Source organism: Cupriavidus sp. UME77, assembly GCF_014170355.1.
Taxonomy (GTDB): Bacteria; Pseudomonadota; Gammaproteobacteria; order Burkholderiales; family Burkholderiaceae; genus Cupriavidus; species Cupriavidus basilensis.
The window spans coordinates 1-22,250 of the sequence record NZ_LZZU01000041.1; the positions used below are offsets into that span (position 1 = coordinate 1).

17 protein-coding genes are annotated in these 22,250 nt (G+C 67.6%); 10 read left to right on the forward strand and 7 right to left on the reverse strand.

Annotated features, from left to right (window positions below):
* A partial coding sequence (locus tag A9975_RS15030; protein ID WP_183033488.1) for a helix-turn-helix domain-containing protein occupies nucleotides 1-644 on the reverse strand: 644 nt, incomplete at its 3' end.
* 116 nt (nucleotides 645-760) lie between these two features.
* On the opposite strand from A9975_RS15030, the gene A9975_RS15035 reads away from it, so the two are divergent.
* From A9975_RS15035 to A9975_RS15060, 6 genes are all read left to right on the forward strand, one after another.
* Nucleotides 761-2,380 carry an acyl-CoA carboxylase subunit beta gene (locus A9975_RS15035; protein WP_183033489.1) on the forward strand — a complete coding sequence of 540 codons (1,620 nt, stop codon included), beginning with the start codon at nucleotides 761-763 and terminating at the stop codon, nucleotides 2,378-2,380.
* A gap of 46 nt (nucleotides 2,381-2,426) precedes the next feature.
* Nucleotides 2,427-3,587 carry an acyl-CoA dehydrogenase family protein gene (locus A9975_RS15040; RefSeq protein ID WP_183033490.1) on the forward strand — a complete coding sequence of 387 codons (1,161 nt, stop codon included), beginning with the start codon at nucleotides 2,427-2,429 and terminating at the stop codon, nucleotides 3,585-3,587.
* A gap of 46 nt (nucleotides 3,588-3,633) precedes the next feature.
* The gene (locus tag A9975_RS15045; RefSeq protein ID WP_255503241.1) at nucleotides 3,634-4,545 is read left to right on the forward strand and encodes an enoyl-CoA hydratase/isomerase family protein; all 912 of its coding nucleotides are present in this window, start codon (nucleotides 3,634-3,636) and stop codon (nucleotides 4,543-4,545) included.
* A 44-nt stretch (nucleotides 4,546-4,589) separates the two neighbouring features.
* Nucleotides 4,590-6,620 (forward strand): biotin carboxylase N-terminal domain-containing protein, encoded by a 2,031-nt coding sequence (locus tag A9975_RS15050; protein WP_183033491.1) that lies wholly within the window; start codon nucleotides 4,590-4,592, stop codon nucleotides 6,618-6,620.
* On the forward strand, nucleotides 6,617-8,419 hold the full coding sequence (locus A9975_RS15055; protein WP_183033492.1) for an acyclic terpene utilization AtuA family protein: 1,803 nt from the start codon (nucleotides 6,617-6,619) through the stop codon (nucleotides 8,417-8,419). The genes A9975_RS15050 and A9975_RS15055 overlap by 4 nt, the downstream gene beginning before the upstream one ends.
* A gap of 79 nt (nucleotides 8,420-8,498) precedes the next feature.
* Nucleotides 8,499-9,503, forward strand: coding sequence for a tripartite tricarboxylate transporter substrate binding protein (locus A9975_RS15060; protein ID WP_183033493.1), 1,005 nt, complete (start codon nucleotides 8,499-8,501; stop codon nucleotides 9,501-9,503).
* A 92-nt stretch (nucleotides 9,504-9,595) separates the two neighbouring features.
* Here the strand turns inward: A9975_RS15060 and A9975_RS15065 are convergent, their stop codons facing one another.
* From A9975_RS15065 to A9975_RS15075, 3 genes are all read right to left on the reverse strand, one after another.
* Nucleotides 9,596-10,984 (reverse strand): tripartite tricarboxylate transporter permease, encoded by a 1,389-nt coding sequence (locus A9975_RS15065; protein ID WP_183033494.1) that lies wholly within the window; start codon nucleotides 10,982-10,984, stop codon nucleotides 9,596-9,598.
* A 39-nt stretch (nucleotides 10,985-11,023) separates the two neighbouring features.
* On the reverse strand, nucleotides 11,024-11,533 hold the full coding sequence (locus tag A9975_RS15070) for a hypothetical protein (protein ID WP_183033495.1): 510 nt from the start codon (nucleotides 11,531-11,533) through the stop codon (nucleotides 11,024-11,026).
* A gap of 126 nt (nucleotides 11,534-11,659) precedes the next feature.
* Nucleotides 11,660-12,946, reverse strand: coding sequence for a hydroxymethylglutaryl-CoA reductase, degradative (locus A9975_RS15075; RefSeq protein ID WP_183033496.1), 1,287 nt, complete (start codon nucleotides 12,944-12,946; stop codon nucleotides 11,660-11,662).
* 111 nt (nucleotides 12,947-13,057) lie between these two features.
* Between A9975_RS15075 and A9975_RS15080 the strand changes: the two genes are divergently transcribed.
* Nucleotides 13,058-14,449, forward strand: a complete 1,392-nt coding sequence (locus tag A9975_RS15080; protein WP_183033497.1) for a PLP-dependent aminotransferase family protein — start codon at nucleotides 13,058-13,060, stop codon at nucleotides 14,447-14,449.
* 373 nt (nucleotides 14,450-14,822) lie between these two features.
* Entirely contained in the window at nucleotides 14,823-15,476 is a 654-nt protein-coding gene (locus tag A9975_RS15085) for a peroxiredoxin (protein ID WP_150993135.1), read from the forward strand.
* 102 nt (nucleotides 15,477-15,578) lie between these two features.
* On the opposite strand, the gene A9975_RS15090 is transcribed toward A9975_RS15085, so the two are convergent.
* From A9975_RS15090 to A9975_RS15100, 3 genes are all read right to left on the reverse strand, one after another.
* Nucleotides 15,579-15,863, reverse strand: coding sequence for a hypothetical protein (locus A9975_RS15090; RefSeq protein WP_150993133.1), 285 nt, complete (start codon nucleotides 15,861-15,863; stop codon nucleotides 15,579-15,581).
* 121 nt (nucleotides 15,864-15,984) lie between these two features.
* On the reverse strand, nucleotides 15,985-17,202 hold the full coding sequence (locus A9975_RS15095) for a CaiB/BaiF CoA-transferase family protein (RefSeq protein WP_183033498.1): 1,218 nt from the start codon (nucleotides 17,200-17,202) through the stop codon (nucleotides 15,985-15,987).
* A gap of 81 nt (nucleotides 17,203-17,283) precedes the next feature.
* Nucleotides 17,284-18,240 carry a patatin-like phospholipase family protein gene (locus A9975_RS15100; RefSeq protein WP_183033499.1) on the reverse strand — a complete coding sequence of 319 codons (957 nt, stop codon included), beginning with the start codon at nucleotides 18,238-18,240 and terminating at the stop codon, nucleotides 17,284-17,286.
* 174 nt (nucleotides 18,241-18,414) lie between these two features.
* Here A9975_RS15100 and poxR point away from each other — a divergent pair, with 174 nt between their 5' ends.
* Complete coding sequence (poxR, locus tag A9975_RS15105; RefSeq protein ID WP_183033500.1) at nucleotides 18,415-20,118, forward strand: phenol degradation transcriptional regulator PoxR; 1,704 nt, start codon at nucleotides 18,415-18,417, stop codon at nucleotides 20,116-20,118.
* Nucleotides 20,119-21,034: 916 nt separating this feature from the next.
* Nucleotides 21,035-22,108, forward strand: a complete 1,074-nt coding sequence (locus tag A9975_RS15110; protein ID WP_183033506.1) for an IS110 family transposase — start codon at nucleotides 21,035-21,037, stop codon at nucleotides 22,106-22,108.
* Nucleotides 22,109-22,250: the final 142 nt, after the last annotated feature.

Sequence of the window (22,250 nt, forward strand, 5' to 3'; positions counted from 1 at the left end):
GCGCCAGCCAGCGCATACCCCAGCTTGCGACTGCGCTCCACACCGCGCTGCAGCTTGAGCAAGCTAAGCCCGCTCCCCTCGTACTCAGCCCGATGCCGTTCATAGTGCGCGACGATCTCCTGATCTTCGAGCTTGGCCAGCAGCGCCATGCTGGCAGTCCCCTGGCCCAGCAGGCGGGTGCTCCCGTTGAGCAGATGGAAATGCTGCACGCGGTGGCTGCCTTCCTCGGCATGCATGCAGTAACCATGGTCGCCGATGCGCACGATCAGGAACACCGTATCGCCGGTCTTGCGCGCCAGCGCCTTCATGCGTGTGGCGCAGGCGCTGGCCAGTGGCGAGCGGTTCATGGTGCGCAGGCCCAGCGCCATGGCCGCCATGCCCAGCCGGAAGCGCTTGCCTGGCTCGTCCTGCACGGCGAATCCCGCGTGGGTGAGGTAGCGCAGCATGCGGTGGGCCGTGGTGCGGTCGATGCCGGTTTGTGCCACCAGTTGCGGCAGGGTCAGGCCCGGCTCGTGGTGTTCGGCCAGCAGGCAGAGCAGGGTAAACGCGCGGTCCAGGCTCTGGACGCCGGGGATGGCTGGCGATGGCGGAGACGGCGGAGACGGCGGGGATGAGGGCGTAGGCGAGGCGGGCACAGGTGGCATCCGGAGGTGCATCAAAGACGGGTTTGTGCACATTATGCACAAATCAGCATGTTGCGCTTGTCGTGCCACCGCGGGTGGTTTGGAATCGATGCATTCCTTGTCCAATGCCCAGCGCCATGCTTCCCATCGAGTCCCGGATCGATCCCGCCAGTCCCGCCTTTGCCAGCCAGCGCGCCGGCATGCAAGCCCTGATCGAGCGGCTGCGCGCGCTGGAGCAGCGCGCCGTTGCTGCTTCCGAACGTGCCCGCCCGTCCTTCGCCAGGCGCGGCGCGCTGTTGCCGCGCGAGCGCCTGGCGCGCTTGCTGGATCCCGCTACCGCCTTCTTGCCGATCGCCAACCTGGCGGGCTACGGCATGGATGATCCCGATCACGACACCTCCATCCCCGGCGGCTCGCTGGTGGCCGGCATCGGCTTTGTCCACGGCGTGCGCGCGATGGTGGTGGCGACCGATTCCGGCATCGATGCCGGCGCCATGACCGAGGGCGGCAACCTCAAGCTGATGCGCTGCCAGGAGATCGCCCTGGAAAACCGCCTGCCGTTCATCCACCTGGTGGAGTCGGCCGGCGCCAACCTGCGCAAGTACCGCGTGGACAAGTTCGTGCGCGGCGGCGGCATCTTCTACAACCTGGCACGCCTGTCCGCTGCCGGGCTGCCGGTGATCACGGTGGTGCACGGCTCGTCCACCGCGGGTGGCGCCTATATGCCGGGCCTGTCGGACTACGTGGTGATGGTGCGCGGGCGCGCCCGTGCCTTCCTGGCCGGGCCGCCGCTGCTCAAGGCCGCCACCGGCGAGATCGCCACCGATGAGGCGCTTGGCGGCGCCGACCTGCACGCCACCGTCAGCGGCCTGGCGGAATTCCTGGCCGAGGACGACGAACATGCCATCGCGCTGGCGCGTGACGTGGTGGCCAGCCTGGACTGGCCGGCCGTGGCGCCGCGCCTGCCCCAGCCGGCGCAGCCGCCGCGGTTGGATGCGGGCGAGCTCGATGGCGTGATGACGCTGGATGTGAAGAAGCCCGTGGACATGCTGGAGATCATCGGCCGCCTCACCGACGACTCCGCGTGGCTTGCGTTCAAGCCGGACTATGGCATGGCCACCGTCTGCGGCCGTGGCCGCATCGAGGGCCATGCCGTGGGCTTTATCAGCAATAACGGCCCGATCGACCCGGCGGGCGCGACCAAGGCCGCGCAGTTTATCCAGGCCTGCAACCAGAGCGGCACGCCCATCGTGTTCCTGCAGAACACCACCGGCTTTATCGTCGGCCGCGCCTCGGAAGAAGCCGGCATGATCAAGCATGGCGCCAAGATGATCCAGGCGCTGTCGAACTCCACCGTGCCGCAGGTCACGATCTACTGCGGCGCATCGTTTGGCGCGGGCAACTTCGGCATGTGCGGCCGGGGCTTTCGCCCGCGCTTTTGCTTCTCGTGGCCCAACGCGCGCACTGCGGTGATGGGCGGCGAGCAGGCTGCCATGACGCTGGAGATCGTGGCGCGCCAGCAGGCCGAGCGCAAGGGCGCGGCGGTGGACGAAGCGCGCCTGGCGCAGCAAACCGGCGAGATCGTCGCCAACTTCGAGCGCCAGGCCAGCGCCTTCGTCACCAGCGGGCTGCTGCTGGACGACGGCGTGATCGACCCGCGCGACACCCGCGCCGTGCTGGCCTTCGTGCTGGCTACCGCCCGCGAGGCCGAAGCGCGCTCGCCGCGTGCCATGCAATTTGGCGTGGCGCGGTTCTGATCGCCGCGCCGCGAACACACTGACAAGAAAACCGGAGACCACCCACATGCTTTACACCGAAGACCATCGCAACATCATGGACAGCATCCGCCGCTTTGTGTCGGCCGAGATCGATCCGCATGTCGACGAGTGGGAAGCCGCGGAGATCTTCCCCGCGCACGCCTTGTTCAAGCAGATGGGCGAGCTCGGCTTCCTTGGCATCACCAAGCCGGTGGAGTACGGCGGCCTTGGCCTCGACTTCTCCTACGCGGTGGCGGCTGCCGAGGCCCTGGGCTATGTGCATGCGCAAGGCATCGGCATGGCGGTGGGCGTGCAGACCGACATGGCCACGCCGGCGCTGACTTCCTTCGGCTCCGATGCGCTCAAGCGCGAGTTCCTGGTCCCGGCCATCGCCGGCGAGGCGGTGGCGGCGATCGGCGTGTCGGAGGCCGGTGCCGGCTCCGATGTGGCATCGCTCAAGACCCGTGCGCGCCGCGATGGCGACGACTACGTGATCAGCGGCTCCAAGATGTGGATCACCAACGGCACCCAGGCCGACTGGATCTGCCTGCTGTGCAATACCTCCGATGGCCCGGTGCACAAGAACAAGTCGCTGATCATCGTGCCGCTCAAGCAAGGTGGCAAGCGCACCCCCGGCGTCGAGGTGCAGAAGATCAAGAAGTTCGGCATGTGGTGCTCGGACACCGCGCAGATCTTCTTTGACGAAGTGCGGGTGCCGGCGCGCAACCGCATTGGCGAAGAGGGCATGGGCTTTATCTACCAGATGAAGCAGTTCCAGGAAGAGCGCCTGAACGGCGCGGCGCGCCGGCTCGCCTGCAACGCGCTGATCGAGGAAACCGCCGGCTACCTGCGCCAGCGCATCGCCTTTGGCAAGCCCTTGCTGGACAACCAGTTCATCCAGTTCAAGCTGGCCGAGCTCAAGACCGAGATGGAGGCCCTGCGCGCGCTGGTTTACATGGCGACCAGGACCTACATCGACGGTGGCGACGTGGTGGAGCTCGCGTCCATGGCCAAGCTCAAGGCCGGGCGGCTGTCGCGCGAGGTGGCCGACTGGTGCATGCAGTTCCAGGGCGGCATGGGCTACACGTGGGACAACCATGCCTCGCGCGCGTATCGCGATTTCCGGCTCGGCTCCATCGGCGGCGGCGCCGACGAGGTGATGCTGACCGTGATCGCCAAGCAGATGGGGCTGATGGCAAAAGGCTGAACGCCCGCCATTGCCTGCCGTTCCAAGTCTTCTCATCTCTCCAGTCATGACCAACGCAGTCAATACAGATGCCGGCGATCCCGCCAATTTCTCCAGTCTCGCCAGTCTCGCCAGTCTCGCCAATGAAGGCCACGCCGTGATCGTTCGTGACGCCCAGGGCGTGCTGTTCGTCACCCTTAACGTGCCCACCACGCGCAATGCGCTCGCGCCCGAAGTGGTCGCCGCGCTGGCGCGCGCCGTGGAGCGGGCCGAGACCGACACCACCGTGCGCGCGCTGGTGCTGCGCGGCGCCGGCGGTGTCTTCTGCGCGGGCGGCAACGTCGGCAATTTCAAGGCGAGGCTGGACGCGGGCGATGCGCCACAGGATCCGGTGGCGAGCCGCAACCGCGAGTTCGGCTACTTCATGCAGCGCCTGGCCGCGCTCCCCGTGCCCGTGGTGGCGGCAGTGGAGGGCGCGGCCATGGGCGGCGGCATGGGACTGAGCTGCGCCGCCGATATCGTGCTGGCCACGCGCGACGCGCGCTTTGCCTTGTCGGAAACGTCATTGGGCATCATTGCCGCGCAGATCGCGCCCTTCGTGGTGGCGCGCATCGGCGCGGCGGCCACGCGGCGCCTCGGTTTGTCCGGCGAGCGCGTCAACGGCGACACGGCGGTGGCGCTGGGGCTGGCCGATGCGCTGGCCGAGGACAGCGCCGCCCTCGATGCGTTGCTGGCCGAATGGCTCACGCGCATCTGCCGCTGCGGGCCGCAAGCCAACCGCGCCTTCAAGCCGCTGGTGGCGCGCACCGGACTGGTCGCGCAAGGCACCTTGCTGGACGAAGCCTCGCATTTGTTCGCCCAATGCATGCGCAGCGAAGGCGCCGAGGGCATCCAGGCTTTCCGCGACAAGCGCGATGCCGCGTGGGTGGTGCGCTTTGACGCCGCCGCCGTGCGCGCGGCGCAGGCCACGCAGGGCTGAACGCACCCAAACCAATCCAGATTCTCCGCATCCCGAGACGCCTCATGTCCGCTATCAGCCGACCCTTCCACACCTTGCTCGTCGCCAATCGCGGCGAGATCGCCGTGCGCATCATGCGCACGGCGCGCCGCCTTGGCCTTGCCACCGTGGCGGTCTACTCCGAGGCCGATCGCCATGGCCCGCACGTGGCGTACGCCGACCGGGCGGTGCGCATCGGCGACGCCGCGCCACGTGCGTCCTACCTGAACATCGCGGCCATTGTCGAGGCGGCGCGCCGCAGCGGCGCGGATGCGGTGCATCCCGGCTACGGCTTCCTGGCGGAGAACGCGGAGTTTGCCGACGCGGTGGCGCAGGCGGGCCTGGTCTTCGTCGGCCCGCCGGCCGCCGCCATCCGCGCCATGGGCAACAAGGCCGAGGCCAAGCGCCTGATGCTGGCCGCGGACATGCCCTGCATCCCCGGCTACCAGGGCGAGGCGCAGGATGATGCCGCGCTGCTGCAGGCCGCCGCGCCGATCGGCTTTCCGCTGATGGTGAAGGCTGCGGCCGGCGGTGGCGGACGCGGCATGCGCCTGGTGCACGACGCCCACGCCTTGCCCGGCGCGCTGGCAAGCGCCCGCTCCGAGGCCACTGCCGCCTTCGGCTCCGGCCAGCTGATCCTGGAGCGCGCGGTGATTGCGCCGCGCCACGTGGAGATCCAGGTCTTTGCCGACACGCAGGGCCATGTGATCCACCTGGGCGAGCGCGACTGCTCGGTGCAGCGCCGCCATCAGAAGGTGGTCGAGGAGGCGCCGTCCCCGGCGGTATCGCCCGCGCTGCGCGCCCGCATGGGCGGCGCGGCGGTGCGCGCCGCGCAAGCCATCGGCTACGTGGGCGCGGGCACCATGGAGTTCCTGCTCGATGGCGACGGCAATTTCTACTTCATGGAGATGAACACGCGCCTGCAGGTGGAGCACGCCGTGACCGAAGCCATCACCGGCTTCGACCTGGTCGAATGGCAGCTGCGTGTGGCGGCCGGCGAGCCGCTGCCGGTCACGCAGGAGCAGGTCGCGCTGCGCGGCTACGCCATCGAGGTGCGGCTGACCGCCGAGGACGTGGCCGCCGGTTTCCTGCCGCAAGGCGGCCCGGTGCTGCGCTGGCGCGCGCCGGGCGCGGGGCACGATGTGCGGGTGGATCATGCGCTGCAGGAGGGCGGCGAGATCCCGGTTCACTACGATTCGATGGTGGCCAAGCTGGTGGCGCATGGCACCACCCGCGAGCAAGCACGCCGCAAGCTGCTGCGTGCGGTGGAGCAGACGGTGCTGCTGGGCGTGGCCAGCAACCAGGGCTTTCTTGCCGATTGCCTGGCGCATGCGGCCTTTGCGGGCAACCAGGTGCATACGGGATTCGTCGACACACATATGCAGGCGGCGCTGCGCGTAAAGCGCCCAGCGGTGGCGCAGGTGGCCTGCGCGGCGCTGGCCGCCGCCGGGCTGCTGCCGGCATTGGCGCACCCCGCACTGGTGGCGCCGGGTTGCAGCCTTGGCTTGCAGGCGGGAGAGCAGCGGTGGCGCGTGGATTTGCGCGCTGTCGCGCAAGGCTGGGAGGTGGCGGTGCGCGAGGGTGAGGGCGACGGCGACGGCGACGGCGAGGGTGAGGATGAGGGCTCGTCCGCCGAGATCGTCAGCGTCCGCGTGCTGCGCGCCGACGTGGAAGCGGGCAGCGCGCTGGTGGAGTGCAACGGCATGGCGTTGCCGCTGGTGTTCGCCACCGAGGGCGATGCCGTGCATCTGTTCAGCGCGGGCCGCGCCTGGCGCTTCGCACGCCTGGACCCGCGCCAGAAAAAGCGCAAGCCCGGCGACGCCGAGCGCGCCGGCGCGCTGCTGGCGCCGCTGAGCGCGCGCATCGTGGCCGTGAAGGCGGCAGCGGGCGAGGCCGTGCAGGCGGGCCAGGTGCTGGTGGTGCTGGAGGCCATGAAGATGGAGCACGCCATCGTCGCGCCGTTCGACGGCGTGATCGCGCAGCTGCATGCCCGGGAGGGCGGGCAGGCGCGCTCGGGCAGTTTGCTGGTGAAGGTTGACGCAGGCGCGCAAGCATGAACACCACAATCGGCACACCCAATACGGCACGCACCGTGCGCATAGGCGGCGCTTCCGGCTTCTGGGGCGATTCCGCCATCGCCACGCCGCAACTGCTGGCCGTTCCGGGCCTGCAATACCTGGTCTACGACTACCTGGCCGAGACCACCATGTCGATCTTGGCGCGCGCCCGCGCCAAGGACCCCGCGCTGGGCTACGCCACGGACTTCGTGCAGGCCGCGATGGCGCCGCACCTCGGCCAGATCCTGGCGCGCGGTATCCGCGTGATTGCCAATGCCGGCGGCCTCAACCCCCAGGCCTGCCGCGACGCGGTGATGGCCGCCGCCACGCGGCAAGGGCTGGCGCCCAAGGTGGCGGTGGTCAGCGGCGACGACGTATTGCCCGCCTTCGAGGGCTGGCGCGCCGCGGGCCTTACCGATCTCCATACCGGCGCCATGCCGCCTGCCGAGCTGATGTCCGCCAACGCCTACACCGGCGCGCAAGGCATCGCCCGCGCGCTGGCGATGGGCGCCGATATCGTCATCACGGGCCGCTGCGTCGATAGCGCGGTGGTGGTCGGCGCGCTGGCACACGAGTTCGGCTGGCAATGGCACGACTGGGACCGGCTCGCCGCCGGCACGCTGGCCGGCCACGTGATCGAGTGCGGGGCGCAGGCCACCGGCGGGCTGTTCACCGACTGGCAGCGCGTGCCGGACTGGGACCGCATCGGCTACCCGGTGATCGACTGCGCGCAGGACGGCAGCTTCGTGCTCTCCAAGCCCGAGGGCACCGGCGGCCTGGTCGATCCTGCGGCCGTGGCGGAGCAGGTCTTGTACGAGGTGGGCGACCCCGGTAACTACCTGATGCCTGACGTCACCTGCGACTTGCGCATGGTGCGCACGGAGTTGGTGGCCCCCGGGCAGGTGCGCGTGCACGGCGCCCGTGGCCGCGCTCCCGGCGCGAGCTACAAGGCCAACGGCACCTGGCAGGATGGCTACCAGCTCAGCCTGATGATGGCGATCCGCGGCATCGACGCACCCGCCAAGGCCCGCCGCACCGCCGACGCGCTGCTGGCGCGCACCCGCGCCATGCTGGCCGCCAACGGCTTGGCGGACTACAGCAGCACCGTGGTGGAACTGCTCGGCTGCGAGTCGCAATATGGCCCGCATGCCCGCGCGCTGCCGACCCGCGAGGTGGTGCTGCGCATCGGCGCGCGCCATGCGCAGGCCAAGGCGCTGCGCTTCCTGCAGCGCGAAGGCTCGTCGGCGGGCACCTCGATGGCCGCCGGTACCCGCTCATCCTTTGCCGGCCGCGTCGATATCCAGCCGGTGGTCAAGGTGTTCTCCTTCCTGGTGCCGAAGGCGGAAGTACGGATGCAGGTCGCGCTGGACGGCCAGGCACAGGCGCTTGCCTGTGCCGCCGTCGTGGGCGAGCTGACGGCGCCGGCCTCGCTGGCGGCTGCGCCGGCGCCAGCCATTCCCGGCGGGCCGCGCATCACCGTGCCGCTGGTCACGCTGGCCTATGCGCGCAGCGGCGACAAGGGCGACGATGAGAACATCGGCGTGATCGCGCGCCAGCCGTCATACCTGCCGCTGCTGCGCGAGCAGCTCACCCCGGCCGCGGTGCGCGGGTATTTTGCGCATCTGGTTGAAGGCGAGGTGGAGTGCTTCGAGGTGCCGGGCTTGCACGCCCTTAACTTCCTGCTGCACCGCGCGCTGGGCGGCGGGGGGGTGGCCAGCCTGCGCTCCGACCCGCTCGGCAAGAGCTACGCGCAAATGCTGCTCGATTTTCCGCTCACGGTGCCGCAGGACTGGGCGTAGACCGGCGGCTGCCATTCCATGGCATCGGCCGCCAGACAAGCACGGCGGACCGAAGCCATCCCGACCTGATGGAGCAGACATGAACAAAACCAAGCAACCGATGCGCCCCCGTGGCCTGTGGATGAACCCATGCCTGCTGGCCGCCGCGCTGGCTTGCGGCCTGAGCCCCACGGCACGCGCCGAGGCGCCGTATCCGTCAAAGCCCGTGCGCGTGGTGGTGCCCTACACCCCGGGCGGCGTGTCCGACGCCGTGACGCGGCTGGTCATGCAAAAGCTGGCCGAGCGCCTGGGCCAGCCCGTGGTGGTGGAGAACCGCCCCGGCGCCAACGGCATGATCGGCTCCGACAATGTGGCCAAGTCCGCGCCCGACGGCTACTCGCTGCTGGTGGTGGTGGCCGCGCACGCCATCAACCCCAGCCTCTACCCCAAGATGAGCTACGACCCGGTCAAGGACCTCACGGGCGTCAGCCAGATCGGGCGCATCCCGCTGCTGCTGGTGTCCAGCGCCCAGTTGCCGCCCGGCAGCGTGAAGGCGCTGGTGGCCTGGGGCAAGGCCAATCCCGACAAGATGACCTACGCCTCCAGCGGCAACGGCTCCGGCGCGCATCTGGCCGGCGAGCTGTTCTCGCAAGCGGTCGGCATCAAGATGACCCACGTGCCTTACAAGGGCGTGTCGCCGGCGCTGCCGGACCTGTTCTCCGGGCAGGTGGCGATGATCTTCGATTCCGTGCAGACCATGATGCCGCAGGTGAAAGCCGGCAAGCTCAAGGCCCTTGCGATCACCAGCGCCACGCGCTGGCCGGCCGCGCCCGACGTGCCGACCATGGCCGAAGCAGGCTATCCGGCGGTGACGGCCAGCAGCTGGATCGGCCTGATCGCGCCCGCCAGGACGCCCAGGCCGGTGCTGGCAAAGCTCTCGGCCGAGATGGATGCGGTGCTGCACCAGCCGGAGGTGAAGGCGCGCCTGATCGAGTATGGGATCGATCCGGTAGGCGGGACGCCCGACCAGTTCCAGGCATTCATCAAGGAAGAGGCCGGGCGGTGGGGCGAGGTGGTGAAGAAGGGCGGCATCCACGTCGAGTGAAGGGCAGGCGCAGGCCGCCGCCGTCATGGCGCGCGGCCTTGGCCCATTGGCCCATTGGTCCTTTGGTTCTGCAGTCCTTCAGCCCTTCAGGGCTAGCCGATCAGCTTGAGCAGCGCGGGCACTGTCAGCACGGCGGTGTAGTAGCCCATGAACTGCACGCCGGTATTGAAGCCGATTGCCCTGGAGAGCAGCCCGCCCAGCAAGCCCATGGTCAGGATGACCAGCAAGCCAAGGAACTGGCCCTCCCAGACGCTGATGACCAGGATCAGGCCGACAAAGGTGGCGATGATGGCTTCATGCGACACCTTGCGCGACACGAACAGGGCGGCGCTGCGCGCGTAGTTCATGGCAAACGGGTAGGACACCAGCGCGGCCAGCAGCACGGCCAGCAGCCCGTAGCCCAGGAACTCCCAGTGGTTCAGCAGGTTGTGCAGGTTGTGGGTCTGGCCGGCGCCGGCGTCCACGGTGTAGACGGGCGGCGCATTGAACAGCGGCGCGGCGGGGCCGGCGGCAACCGGGCTGAGCGGCAAGCCGAAGGCGATGAGCGGGATCAGGGCCTCGGCAATATAGGTGGCTTCCGTGATGCCATTGCGTGCGCTGAGCACGGTGGTGAGGCGGTGATAAGCGTGCTTGACCCGTGCCCCCACGATCTCGCCGAGGACCACGGTCATGGCGACCGGGCTGAACACGAACGTCGCGCTCGATATGCCGGCGGTGGCCACGGTCCATTTCACCTGGCTGCGATCTAGCACCTTGAACGGATTGGGGAAGTACCCCGACCAGCCTTTGACGTCAGGCGCCAGCGCGAACGTGCGCACGCGGTCGCGCTGCATGCGCGGGCGATCCACCGGGGAGATGGCGGAGAAGAGATCCGCGATGAGCGGGCCGATGGCGATGCCCAGGAAGTAGCTGATGCTCAGCTTGACGCCGAACTTCGCCGTCAGCGTCTGCAACGCCACGATGACCACGACAAAGGGCACCAGCGTGGCCACCGAAGCCCACCTGCCGGCGGAACTGTAGGCGATGATCACGGCGGCCACCACGAAGATCCACGGCGCGGCCTTGGTGATCGCCGAGCCGAATGGCGCGAGCAGGACGGCGAAGAGCACCGCCAGCGGCACGGCGATAAACGCCGCGATGAGCGCGCCCGAGATCATCTTGCGCAGCGCGATATGCGGCACGCCCAGGTTGCGCAGGTGGTTGGCGTCCTGCAGCAGCGGTGTGGCCATCGTGTCGCCGGGGATGCCGAGCAGCGCGGTCGGGATGGCGTGGGTCATGTGCTTGGCGACGGCGCCGGCGAGGAAGAACGTGAAGACCCCCTCGGGCGGCACGCCCAGCAACACCACCAGCAGCGTCAGCGGCGCCAGCGTGGTGGTTTCATCGGTGCCGGAGATCAGGCCGATCGCCGCAAAGACGACGGCGCCGGCCAGCCCCATGCCGGCGGCAATGAGGATGTGGGTAAGCAGTGCAGATTCGATCATGATGAGCCTTCGATATCCTGGATATCCGTGGGCCGGCGTTCAAGCCAGGTTGGACCGGGGACTGACGGGCGTGGTGTGTGTGGCGGGCGTGGAGAGCGCCACGTCCTGCGCCGGCTGCGGCACGCCGTTGCGGCGCTCGCGTGCCGCGAAGAGCTCGAAGAGCTGCAGCTCCTTGAGCTCCTGCACCACGGACGCGGGAAGGTCCGCGATGGCGCCGAGCCCGCCGGCTTCCTCCTCGAGCTTGTCCAGCACTTGCTCGCGCCAGGTCGGATCGGCGGCATCGCCTTCGATCACGTCACGCTTAGGCCGGAACAAGCAGGCGCAGATGACGCCCGCAAGCAGGCAGCCTGCCAGGCCGGCCAGCATGGCGTAGGCACGCGCCAGCTCCGGTGTCTTGACCAGCCCGTTGAGCACGCGGCTGGCGAGCAGGAATCCCGTCAGGCTGACCACGGCTCCGATGGCGATGGACCACGCCAGGTGCCGGGTATCCGCGGTGTCTCCCCAAACCTCGACGAGACGCCGCGCCGATGGCGCTTGCTGAGTGTTCATTGACATGTCTCCGGATGTGGCTGGCATCCCGCTGCGTGCTTGCATGCTTGCGCGCGTCGATGCCAGCTCTGGTTCTTGTTGTTCGCCGCGGCTGTGCCGCATGTTCCTGCTTGCCTGCCTAACTACCTACCTGCTCCTGAGTGCCGCCAGCAACGCTACCGCCCGGTCAGTGCGTACGTCTTTCTCCTCGGCCATGCGCTTTGCAATGCGGTCGACCTCGTCGCCGGTGGCGCCGGCCACCAGCGCGATGTTGCGCGCATGCAGCGCCATGTGGCCGCGCTGGATGCCCTCGGTAGCCAGCGCCCGCAGCGCGCCAAGATTCTGCGCCAGGCCCACCGCGACCGCGGTCTCGCCAAGTTCCTGGGCGGATTTGACGTCGAGGATCTTCAGCGCCAGGCGTGCCAGCGGATGCGTCTTGGTGGCGCCCCCGACGAGACCCACCGGCATCGGCATCTCGATGGTGCCGACCAGGGCGCCGCTGGTGTCCTTCTCCCAGTGCGTCAGGGACGTATAGCGGCCGCCGCGGCAGGCATAGGCATGGGCGCCGGCCTCGACCGCGCGCCAGTCATTGCCGGTCGCCACGATCACGGGGTCGATACCGTTCATGATTCCCTTGTTGTGCGTGGCGGCCCGGTAGGGGTCGATGGCGGCAAAGGTATACGCGTCGATCACGCCCTCGATGATCTCGGCGCCGCTGCGCTCCTGGGTGGCGAGCACCTCCGGCGTCAGCCGCACGCGCGCACGTGCCAGCCGCAGGTCGGCCAGGTTGGAGAGGATGCGCAGCCGCACGGCGCCGCCGGTGATGTTCTCCACGAGGGGCGAAACGGCTTCGGCCATGGTGTTTACCGTGTTGGCGCCCATGGCATCGCGCACATCCACGATCAGGTGGATCACAACCATGGCGCCGCGCGGCGTATCGGGGAAGACGTGGACCTCGATATCCTTGCAGCCGCCGCCAAGGCCAATCAGCACCTTGTCGCGGCTGTTGGCCACGTCGAGGATCGCCGCTCGCTGCTTCAGCAAGGCCTGCCGTGCGCCGTAAGGGTCCGTGACGCCCAGGACCTGCACCTGCGCCCGCATCAGCGGGCCTGTGCTGGAAGCCTCGAAGCCGCCGCATTCGCGCGCCAGCTTGGCCATGAACGAGGCCGCGGCCACCACCGACGGCTCTTCCACCACCATCGGCACCAGCACGTCCCGGCCATTGACCTGGAAATTGCCCGCGACGCCAAACGGCAGCTCAAACGTGCCGATCACATTCTCGATCATGCCGTTGGCGAGATCCACGCCCAGGGCACCGGGTTCGGCCAGGAGCCGGATGTCCTGCGCCGACAAGGCGGCGGCATCGCCCACATGGGCCAGGCGTTGGGCCGGCGTCATGGCGCGGAAGTTGGGCAGGCGGGAATCGGTCACCATCGGTGTCTCCGTGAGTGGGTTTGGAATGGAGACAGTTTAGGTACACTGTACCAGCATAAAAAGGTACAGTTGGGCAGGACAGTTTGATCCAGCCTTGCGGAGCACAAGCCGATGACGAACCCCAGATCCCCCTCGATTGCCACCGTGCTGGCCGATGCCATCGAGCGGCAGATTGTCGAAGGCGCTTACCGCACCGGCGACAAGCTGCCCTCGCTCAGGGAGCTGGCGCAGCTGCACGGGTACAGCAAGAACACGGTCGTCGCCGCGTTCGAGATCCTGGTGGGGCGCGCGCTGGTGGAACCCAGGCGCGGCGCGGGCTACTTCGTGCTAGAGCGGCCGGCCAAAGCGCCGCGCGACGAAGATGCCGGCTCGCTGCGGCGCGCGATGGACATCGTCTGGCTGATGCGCGAGCAGCTCAAGAGCAGCCCGGACGTGCTGGCGGTGGGCGATGGCTTTCCGCCGGTGGCGTGGCTGGCGGAGGCGCGCCTGGACAAGTACCACCACAAGGTGGTGCGCACCGGCCTGGGCGCCTTGTTCCGCTACGGCAACCGCTTCGGCTACGGGCCCCTGCGCGATCACCTGGTGCGCAAGCTGGGCGACCTTGGCATCGGCGCCGATCCCCGGCAGATCGTGCTGACGCATGGCGCCAACGATGCCATCGACCTCGTGATACGGTATTTCCTGCCGGCCGGCGCGACGGTCCTGGTCGACGATCCCGGCTATTACCCGCTGTTCGGCAAGCTCAAGCTGGCTGGCGTCAGGATTGTCGGCGTGCCGCGCCTTGCCGATGGGCCTGACCTGGAGGCGCTGGAGCAGCTGCTGATCCAGGAGCGGCCGCGCTTGTTCTTCACCCAGTCCGTCGCGCACAACCCCACCGGCTCGGACCTCTCCGCCGCCAAGGCCTACCGCGTGCTGCAGCTGGCGCAGAAGTTCGACCTGCTGCTGGTGGAAAACGATGCGCTGGCGGATTTCAAGCCCACCACGCTGCCCCGGCTCGCGGCGCTGGATCAGCTGGAGCGGACCATCTATATCGGCAGCTTCTCCAAGTCCGTCTCCGCCGCGTTGCGGGTGGGGTTCATTGCCTGCGGCGCGGATCTGGCAAGCGATCTCGCCGATCTCAAGGCGCTGATCCACGTGAGCAGCTCGGAGTACTGCGAGCGCACCGTCGATGTGATCCTGAGCGAAGGGCACTACCAGCGCTACATCACCAAGCTGCGCTCCCGCCTGGCGGAGGCCACCGACAAGGCGCTGGCGCTGTTCGACCGGCTGGATGCGCGCATCTTTGCGCGGACCGGGCAGAGCTTGTACCTGTGGGGGGCGCTGCCGAACGTGGACGACTCGCTGGTGCTGGCGCAGAGGCTGCTGCCGCAGAAGGTCGTGATCGCCCCGGGCCGCGTCTTCCGCGTGGACTCCGAGGCAACCTCGCCGTGGTCGCGCTTCAATGTGGGCGCGGTGCTGGATCCCAGGTTCGAGGCGGCTGTGCGCGGCGCGCTGGATCGCTAGCGCAACGCATGGCCGCGCGCGTCGATGGGGGCCGAGGAGATGCCTTCATCGATCTGTTGCAAGTGCCTCAAGCGGTACTGCAAGCGCGATGACGCGCTACCGGGACGTGCTGCCGACACACGCTATCGGTACGCGACATGGCGGCACGGACGATGAAACGGATGCGCCATGCTGGCCTGGCCGCAGCGGTGGTGCAGTGAACAAAGTTGCCTGCCGCGTGTGTGGCGTTTGCGTTTTCGCATCCACCTTTGCGCATCGTTACCGGCCACTATACTGACGTAGACGCGCCGAAGCTCAGGGCCGCGTCGGGACGACAGCCGCTACTGTGCCGGTCCTTGCCTCGCATCCACACTCACCAACAAGGAGGTTGACTATGTCGATTCGCATCGGTGACGAAGCGCCCGATTTCACTGCCGATACCACGGAGGGGAAAATCAGTTTCCACGAATGGATTGGGGACAAATGGGCCATCCTGTTCTCCCATCCGAAGGACTTCACCCCGGTCTGTACCACGGAACTTGGCTATATGGCCCGGCTCAAGCCGGAATTCGACCGGCGCAACACCAAGATCATCGGCCTGAGCGTGGACCCGGTCGCGGACCACCAGAAGTGGGTCAAGGACATCGAGGAGACGCAGGGCCACGCCGTCAACTATCCCATGATCGGCGACGTCGACCTCACGGTCGCAAAGCTCTACGACATGATTCATCCGAACGCGAGTGGCGGGCCGCGCACTGCCGTGGACAATGCCACCGTGCGCTCGGTGTTCATGATCGGGCCGGACAAGAAAGTCAAGGCGATGCTGGTCTATCCGATGAGCGCCGGCCGCAATTTTGACGAAGTGCTGCGGCTGCTGGATTCGCTGCAGCTCAATGCAAAACACACGGTAGCCACGCCGGTGAACTGGAAACCGGGCGAAGACGTGATCATCCCCACCTCGGTCTCCGACGACGACGCCAAGAAGAAATACCCGCAGGGTTTCAAGACGCTCAAGCCGTATTTGCGGGTGGTGTCGCAGCCGGAGTAGGGCATGCGTCGGATGGGCTCGCTGTGAGATGGTGGCGCCGATCCTCCGGCTGGAGGACGGTGCATATTGTCGCAAGCCCGGTCGCAAGCGCGCACGCGCTCGTCAGCCCGCGCCTGCCAGCGAAGCCCTCAGTTCATCGCGCTGCGTGAAACTCGGCGTGGCCAGCCAGCCGACGAAGTCGTCGTGCCAGTTCTCCCAGGCGTTTTCGTCGAAGTCGAAGGCCTCGTCCAGCCGCCCGCCGTCGCGCAGGTAGGTGCCGACAATCCGCTTGCCATCCCAGTACGCCGCCACGGCCACGTCGGCGAGGTCCGCCGTGGTCCCGACCGGGAGGTCGCGCAGCAACATGGACAAGTGTGCCTTGAACGATGTGAATTCGTTTGAGGTCATGGCTTGCTCCGCTGATGGGAAGAGTATGTCCAGAGGATGTACCCGTTCCCGGGGCGCGTCAATTCCGGGCGTTGCGCGCCGCACGCACGGCAGCCAGCCTGGCGGCCAACCGAATGGCCAACTACAGGATTCCCCGCTCCCTCAAGCCCGCGACATCCCCGTCGCTCAAGCCCAGTTCCGCCCGCAGGGCCGCATCCGTGTGCTCGCCCAGCATCGGCGGGCAGCGCATCGCCACGGGCGTGGCCGAGAACCGCATCGGGCTGCGCAGGCTCGGCACATCCACGCCGCGCCCGTGCGGCAGTTGCACCAGCAAGCCCCGATGCTTTACCTGCGCATCCTCGAACACTTCGTCGAGCTCGTTGATCGGGCCGCCCGGCACGCCGGCGCGTTCCAGCGACGCCAGCAGGTCGGCGGCGTCCCAGGTGGCCACGCGCTCGGCAATCGTCTCGCGCAGCGTATCGCGGTTGGCTACCCGGTTGGCGTTCTGCATGTAACGCGGGTCGGCCGCGAGCTCGGGCATGCCGAGCAGTTTGCACAGCGAGGCAAACTGGCCGTTGTTGCCGGAGGCAATGATCAGGTGGCCGTCGCGGCAGGCAAAGACCTCGGAGGGCGCGGCCACGGGGTTGCTGTTGCCGGCGCGCCGGGGCAGCTTGCCGGTCATCTGGTAGCCCAGCGCCAGGTGGCCATTGACGGCGACCGAGGCATCGAGCATGGCGGCGTCGATGTACTGGCCTTCGCCGGTGGCCTGGCGGTGGTAGAGCGCGCCCAGCAGGGAGACGGTGGCGTACAGGCCGGTGAGGATGTCGGTGATGGGAATGGCGGTGCGCATCGGCTCGCCGCCGGGGCTGCCGTCCGGCTGGCCGCAGGTGCTCATCAGGCCGGCCATGCCTTGCAGGATGAAGTCGTAGGCCGGGCGGGCCGCGTAGGGGCCATCGGGGCCGAAGCCGGTGACCGAGCAATAGATCACATCGGGGCGCACCGCGCGGATGGACTCGTAGTCCAGGCCGTATTTCTTCAGGCTGCCAGCCTTGTAGTTTTCCACCACCACATCGCAGCGGGCGGCCAGCTGGCGTACCAGCTCGGCGCCCTCGGGCTGGGAGATATCGATGGTGAGCGACTGCTTGCCGCGGTTGCAGGCCAGGTAGAAGGCGGAGTCGTTGGTGGCGGCGCCCTGCGCATCGGTCAGGAACGGGCCCATCTTGCGGGTGTCGTCGCCGTCGCCGGGCTTCTCGATCTTGTAGACGGTGGCACCCATGTCGGCCAGGTTTTGCGTGGCCCATGGGCCGGCTACCACCCGCGTCAGGTCGAGTACCTTGATGCCGTCGAGAATTGCGCTCATGTGCTTGCCACCCGGAGGATTGAGATCCCGCATCATTCGCCGGATCTGCCGGCCTTGCAATTCGCCAATGCCAAAGCCGGCTTACTGCGGGGCGGAAGCGTGCGTGTGGCCGGACCCTTGTGCCGGGTGCGCCGCGTGCTCCGGGTGCGCCTGGTGCGGATCGAAGTCGCAGCTCGGATTGGCTTCGTCATGCGAATGCGGGGACAGCGCGCCGGGGATGTGCCGGCTGTTGAGCCCGTCGGCGTTGAGCCAGGCCAGCGTGGCCGCGGCGGCGCGGTCGATCAGCGTGCCGCACTGGGTGTAGTCGTAGGGGGAGACGTCGAGCGGGCACAGTGGCGGGACGACCGAGATGTGCGCGTGATCGGCCCAGCGCTCCAGGTCCTGCACCAACTGGCGTGCCACCAGCAGCGACAGCGCATTGAAGGCATGGTCGATGGGGCCGCGCGGCTCGCGCCGCCGCGCGCAGGCAAAACCTGCCGGCAGCACGACCACGCGCGTGGCGCCCAGGCGGATGGCGGTGGACACCGGCGTGTTGTTGGCCACGCCGCCATCGATCAGTTGCCGCCCGCCCAGCGACACCGGCGGAAACACGCCGGGGATGGCCGCGCTTGCCAGCACCGACTGGACCAGGCTGCCGGAGGACAGCACCACCTCCGCGCCGGTGGCCATGTCGGTGGCCACCACGTACAGCGGTACCTCGGCACGCTCCATTGCCATATCGCCAAAGTGGCGCGACAGCAAGCGCTGCAGCGCGGCGGAATCGACCAGGTGGGCGCGCTGCCCGCGCAGCATGCCAAACAGGCTGCGCCACGACCACGGCATCACCTCGGCCCGGCGCAAGCCGCGCCAGAGCGTCTCGAGCTGGCTGGTGCCGGCCACATGCGGGTTGCAGGCGTAGTAGGCGCCGTTGATGGCGCCGGCCGAGGCGCCGATCACCATGTCGGGCTTGACGCCCCAGGCCACCAGCTCGCGCAGCATGCCGGCCTCGATGGCGCCGAGGCTGCCGCCGCCTGCAAAGACAAATGCGGTTTTTTCCATGGGCTGTGGTGCAGTGCATTAAAGCGGAGATCGCTGTCAAGGAAAGGATAGGCGACATTGCGCCGGCATGACAGGCGCGTGTGGAGCCGGCGGGCGCGGATGGCACATAATGTGCATGCAGTGCCAGGAAAAGCACGCGCGCCGAGGGTGTCCTTGCCGCGAAGAGAGGAGACAATGAGCAGTTCAACCGACAAGTTTTCGGCCACCATGCGCGATGGCCTGGCCCATCTCGCGCGGCGCCTGCGCTTTGCCATGGAGGAGGGCTCCATCTGGCTGGACGAGCAGCGCATGATCCTGATTCATACCGCGGCGCTGGGCGCCTTGCGCAAGGAATTGGTGGATACCCTAGGCATGGAGCGCGCGCGCGGCCTGTTCATGCGCATGGGCTTTCATTCCGGCATGCGCGACGCGGAGCTGGCCAAGAAGCTGCGCCCGGGCGACAGCGACTTTGGCCTGCTCGAGATCGGGCCCTGCCTGCACACCATCGAAGGCGTGGTGCGGGTGACGCCGGTCAAGGTGGACATCGACATCGCCGCGGGCATCTACGACGGCGAATTCCTGTGGGAAGACTCCTTCGAAGGCGACGTGCACCGGCAGTTGTTCGGCATTGTCGACGCGCCTGCCTGCTGGATGCAGATCGGCTACGCCACCGGCTACACCTCGGCCCTGATGGGCCGCACCATCCTCTACCGCGAGGTCGAGTGCATTGCCTGCGGCTTTGATCACTGCCGCATCGTCGGCAAGCCGCTGGAGGCGTGGGAGGACGGCGCCGAAGTGCTGGCGCTTTACCAGCCCGACCCGGTGATCGAGACCATCCTGGAGTTGCAAAGCGAGGTCGAGCACCTGCGCGCCTTGCAGCGCAGCACCGACAAGCCGGCCGACCTGGTGGGCAGCTCGCCCGAGTTCCGCGCTGCCTGGGGCCTGCTGCAGCGCGCTGCCGGGAGCAGTGTCACGGTGCTGCTGCTGGGCGAGACCGGCGTTGGCAAGGAGCGCTTTGCGCAAGCGTTGCACGGCGTGAGCGCCCGGGCCGACAAGCCCTTCATCGCGGTCAATTGCGCCGCGATTCCCGATGAGCTGATCGAGGCCGAACTGTTCGGCGTGGAGAAGGGCGCCTTCACGGGCGCGCACCAGTCGCGCCCGGGCCGCTTCGAGCGGGCGCATGGTGGCACCCTGTTCCTGGACGAGCTGGGCGAGCTGTCGGCGTCGGCGCAGTCCAAGCTGCTGCGCGTGCTGCAGGAGGGCGAGGTAGAGCGCGTGGGCGGCAGCGAGCCGCGCAAGGTGGATGTGCGGCTGGTGGCGGCCACCAACGTGGACCTGGCCGAGGCCGTGAAGCAGGGCACCTTCCGCAAGGACTTGTATTACCGGCTCAACGTCTACCCCGTCACCATTCCGCCGCTGCGCGAGCGGCTCGACGATATCCGCTTGCTGGTGGAACGCTTCGTGGCCCGCTACGGCGCGCGCCACGGCAAGAAGATCGTCGGCATCACCGACCGCGCGCTGGCCGAACTGCGCCGCTATGACTGGCCGGGCAATGTGCGGGAACTGGAGAACGTGATCGAGCGCGGCGTGATCCTGGCCAGCAATGGCGGGCAGATCTCCGCGGACCACCTGTTCCTGCCAACCAGCGCGCCGCCTGGCATGGACACCGCGCCGCGCCTTGGCGTCAAAGGCACCTTGCCCGAACTGCGGGAGGCCGCCGTGCATGGCTTGCTCGATCATATGGCTGAGCAGCAGCTCGCGCTGGGCGATGTGGAGACGGTGTTGATGGAGGCAGCCATGCAACGCGCCAATGGCAATATGAGCCAGGCGGCGCGGTTGCTGGGGATTACGCGGCCGCAGTTGGCGTATCGGTGGAAGACGAGGGGGGTAAGGGGGTAGGGGAGGATTTGGTGGCGGTGGTCGCCTTTGAACGGCGTTGGCATCTTGTACCCAAGGGCCATACGACATCGCTCTGCTGGGTTGGTCGCTGTTTCTTTGTACGGCGTTGGCATCTTGCACCCAAGGGCCATACGACATCCCCCTGCGGGGGCTGCCGGTCACTCTTCTTTGCGTCGGCAAAGAAGACTAACGAGAAGAAAGCCGACCCTGCCGGGGGCAGAGCAATCAGGCTTATGTGGGGCTGTGGTTGCGTCGTACGGCCCGGAGTGTCGGCGGGCTTCTGCCGGTACCGGCTTGACCGGCCACGAACCTGCCAGCATCCGGGATGCGTGGTGAGGCCCCCGGTAGCAGGCATCACTTGCTTCAAGCCGTCTGTCGCTCGCGGCGTGGCCGGCCACGAAGTTGCAGGCGCACCGGTTCCGTCGTGGGCGCGGTGGCACCGGATTGATATGCCCAAGGCCCTGACCACCGCGCCCGCCCCACCACGAAACCACTGATGGGCGATGTATCGTGATGGTCCGTGCCGGTAACGGCAGATGGTCGAACGCTCGCCGCGCAAAGCGATCAGGGGCACCACCACGTGACCATTGGGTCATGCTGTAGAGATGACCTTCAAGCCGGTGTGGCAAAGGCCAGCCAACGCTCCGGGCCGTACGACGCAACCACCGAGGCCGGACAGCCTGATTGCTCTGCTCCCGGCAGGGTCGGCTTTCTTCTCGTTAGTCTTCTTTGCCGACGCAAAGAAGAGATGGTATGAACGCGCCCCGTCCCCGCAGTGGAGCGCGAGGTGGCGACACGGTAGTGTGGGTCGGGCAGAAAAGAGTCTGAGGAGAGGGGGGTCCCTCCAGACCGAACGGCATCGCAATGTGCCAGAGTGGAAGATCTCACCACCACTACAGGAACGGAGGGACCCGAAATGAATGCTATGACATTTGGGCTGGATATTGCAAAGCATGTGTTCCAGCTGTACTGGGTTGACCCGGAGACCGGCGAGATTCACAACCAGCGATTCCAGCGGCAAAAGCTGATCGAGTTTCTAGCTCAGCACAAAGGACGCGTGGCGCTGGAGGCATGCGGCAGTGGGCACTGGTGGGCGCGCAAGCTCATGACGCTCGGGTACGAGGTGAAGCTGCTGCACGCGAAATTCGTTCGGCCATTCGTGCAGACCAACAAGACCGATGCCGCAGACGCGCGAGCGATCTGGACTGCGGCACAACAGTTGGACATGCCTGCGGTGACGCCGAAGACGGCAGAGCAGCAGGCCACGCTGGTGTTGCATCGGATGCGCGAGCAGCACATCAAGATGCGGACCATGATGATCAATGCCCTGCGTGGGGCGCTCTATGAGTTTGGCTTGAGCTTCAAAAAGGGGCGCCAGGCAGGCCTAGCGGAAATGCGCGAGCGGTTGGCCGAAGTCGAGGAAGACGTGCCCGCGAGGATGTTCGAAGCGTTGCGCGAGCAGTTCGACCTGATCGGCCGCCTGGACAAGGGCATCGAGGGGCTGGAGGGACAAATCAAGGCCTGGTCCCAGACGCAGCCAGAGTGCCAACGGCTGATGACAATTCCGGGTATCGGCATGCTCACGGCCACAGCACTGGTGGCGACTATCGGCGATGCGCGCGGCTTCCGATCGGGGCGGCAACTGTCGGCCTATCTCGGGCTGGTGCCGCGTCAGCACGGCACTGGGGGCAAGGTGCGCCTGGGCGCGATCAGCAAACGCGGTGACCGCTATCTACGCATGCTGCTGATCCATGGTGCCAGGGCAGTCCTGTTCCGAGCCAAGGACAAAGGCTTGTGGTGCGAACAACTGGCACGCCGACGGCCCACCAACGTGACGGTGGTGGCGCTAGCCAACAAGGCGGCGCGAACTGCGTGGGCCGTGCTGATGGGCAATGAGCCGTATGAAAGAGACCATGAGTTAAAGAAAGCCGAGAGGGCCAAGCAAACGGCGAATTCCGCGCTAGGCCAGCCCCGCCTACAACGACCGTAGGCGGAGCCGGTCTAGCCGCGGCTTGCAAGCAAGGTTACTGAATTCGACTAGAAGGTTGCGACGGTAGATGAACGAGATGGCAAGACAGGTTGGACCGCAAGAGCTGAACCCTGATCGGTCACTGGTGCTTCGAGCACGCTGA

Excerpts from the sequence above, each read along its gene's own strand:
- A9975_RS15035 (WP_183033489.1), top strand. The coding sequence starts at position 761 with ATGCTTCCCATCGAGTCCCGGATCGATCCCGCCAGTCCCGCCTTTGCC.
- A9975_RS15040 (WP_183033490.1), top strand. The coding sequence starts at position 2,427 with ATGCTTTACACCGAAGACCATCGCAACATCATGGACAGCATCCGCCGC.
- A9975_RS15045 (WP_255503241.1), top strand. The coding sequence starts at position 3,634 with ATGACCAACGCAGTCAATACAGATGCCGGCGATCCCGCCAATTTCTCC.
- A9975_RS15050 (WP_183033491.1), top strand. The coding sequence starts at position 4,590 with ATGTCCGCTATCAGCCGACCCTTCCACACCTTGCTCGTCGCCAATCGC.
- A9975_RS15055 (WP_183033492.1), top strand. The coding sequence starts at position 6,617 with ATGAACACCACAATCGGCACACCCAATACGGCACGCACCGTGCGCATA.
- A9975_RS15060 (WP_183033493.1), top strand. The coding sequence starts at position 8,499 with ATGAACAAAACCAAGCAACCGATGCGCCCCCGTGGCCTGTGGATGAAC.
- A9975_RS15065 (WP_183033494.1), bottom strand. The coding sequence starts at position 10,984 with ATGATCGAATCTGCACTGCTTACCCACATCCTCATTGCCGCCGGCATG.
- A9975_RS15070 (WP_183033495.1), bottom strand. The coding sequence starts at position 11,533 with ATGAACACTCAGCAAGCGCCATCGGCGCGGCGTCTCGTCGAGGTTTGG.
- A9975_RS15075 (WP_183033496.1), bottom strand. The coding sequence starts at position 12,946 with ATGGTGACCGATTCCCGCCTGCCCAACTTCCGCGCCATGACGCCGGCC.
- A9975_RS15080 (WP_183033497.1), top strand. The coding sequence starts at position 13,058 with ATGACGAACCCCAGATCCCCCTCGATTGCCACCGTGCTGGCCGATGCC.
- A9975_RS15085 (WP_150993135.1), top strand. The coding sequence starts at position 14,823 with ATGTCGATTCGCATCGGTGACGAAGCGCCCGATTTCACTGCCGATACC.
- A9975_RS15090 (WP_150993133.1), bottom strand. The coding sequence starts at position 15,863 with ATGACCTCAAACGAATTCACATCGTTCAAGGCACACTTGTCCATGTTG.
- A9975_RS15095 (WP_183033498.1), bottom strand. The coding sequence starts at position 17,202 with ATGAGCGCAATTCTCGACGGCATCAAGGTACTCGACCTGACGCGGGTG.
- A9975_RS15100 (WP_183033499.1), bottom strand. The coding sequence starts at position 18,240 with ATGGAAAAAACCGCATTTGTCTTTGCAGGCGGCGGCAGCCTCGGCGCC.
- poxR (WP_183033500.1), top strand. The coding sequence starts at position 18,415 with ATGAGCAGTTCAACCGACAAGTTTTCGGCCACCATGCGCGATGGCCTG.
- A9975_RS15110 (WP_183033506.1), top strand. The coding sequence starts at position 21,035 with ATGAATGCTATGACATTTGGGCTGGATATTGCAAAGCATGTGTTCCAG.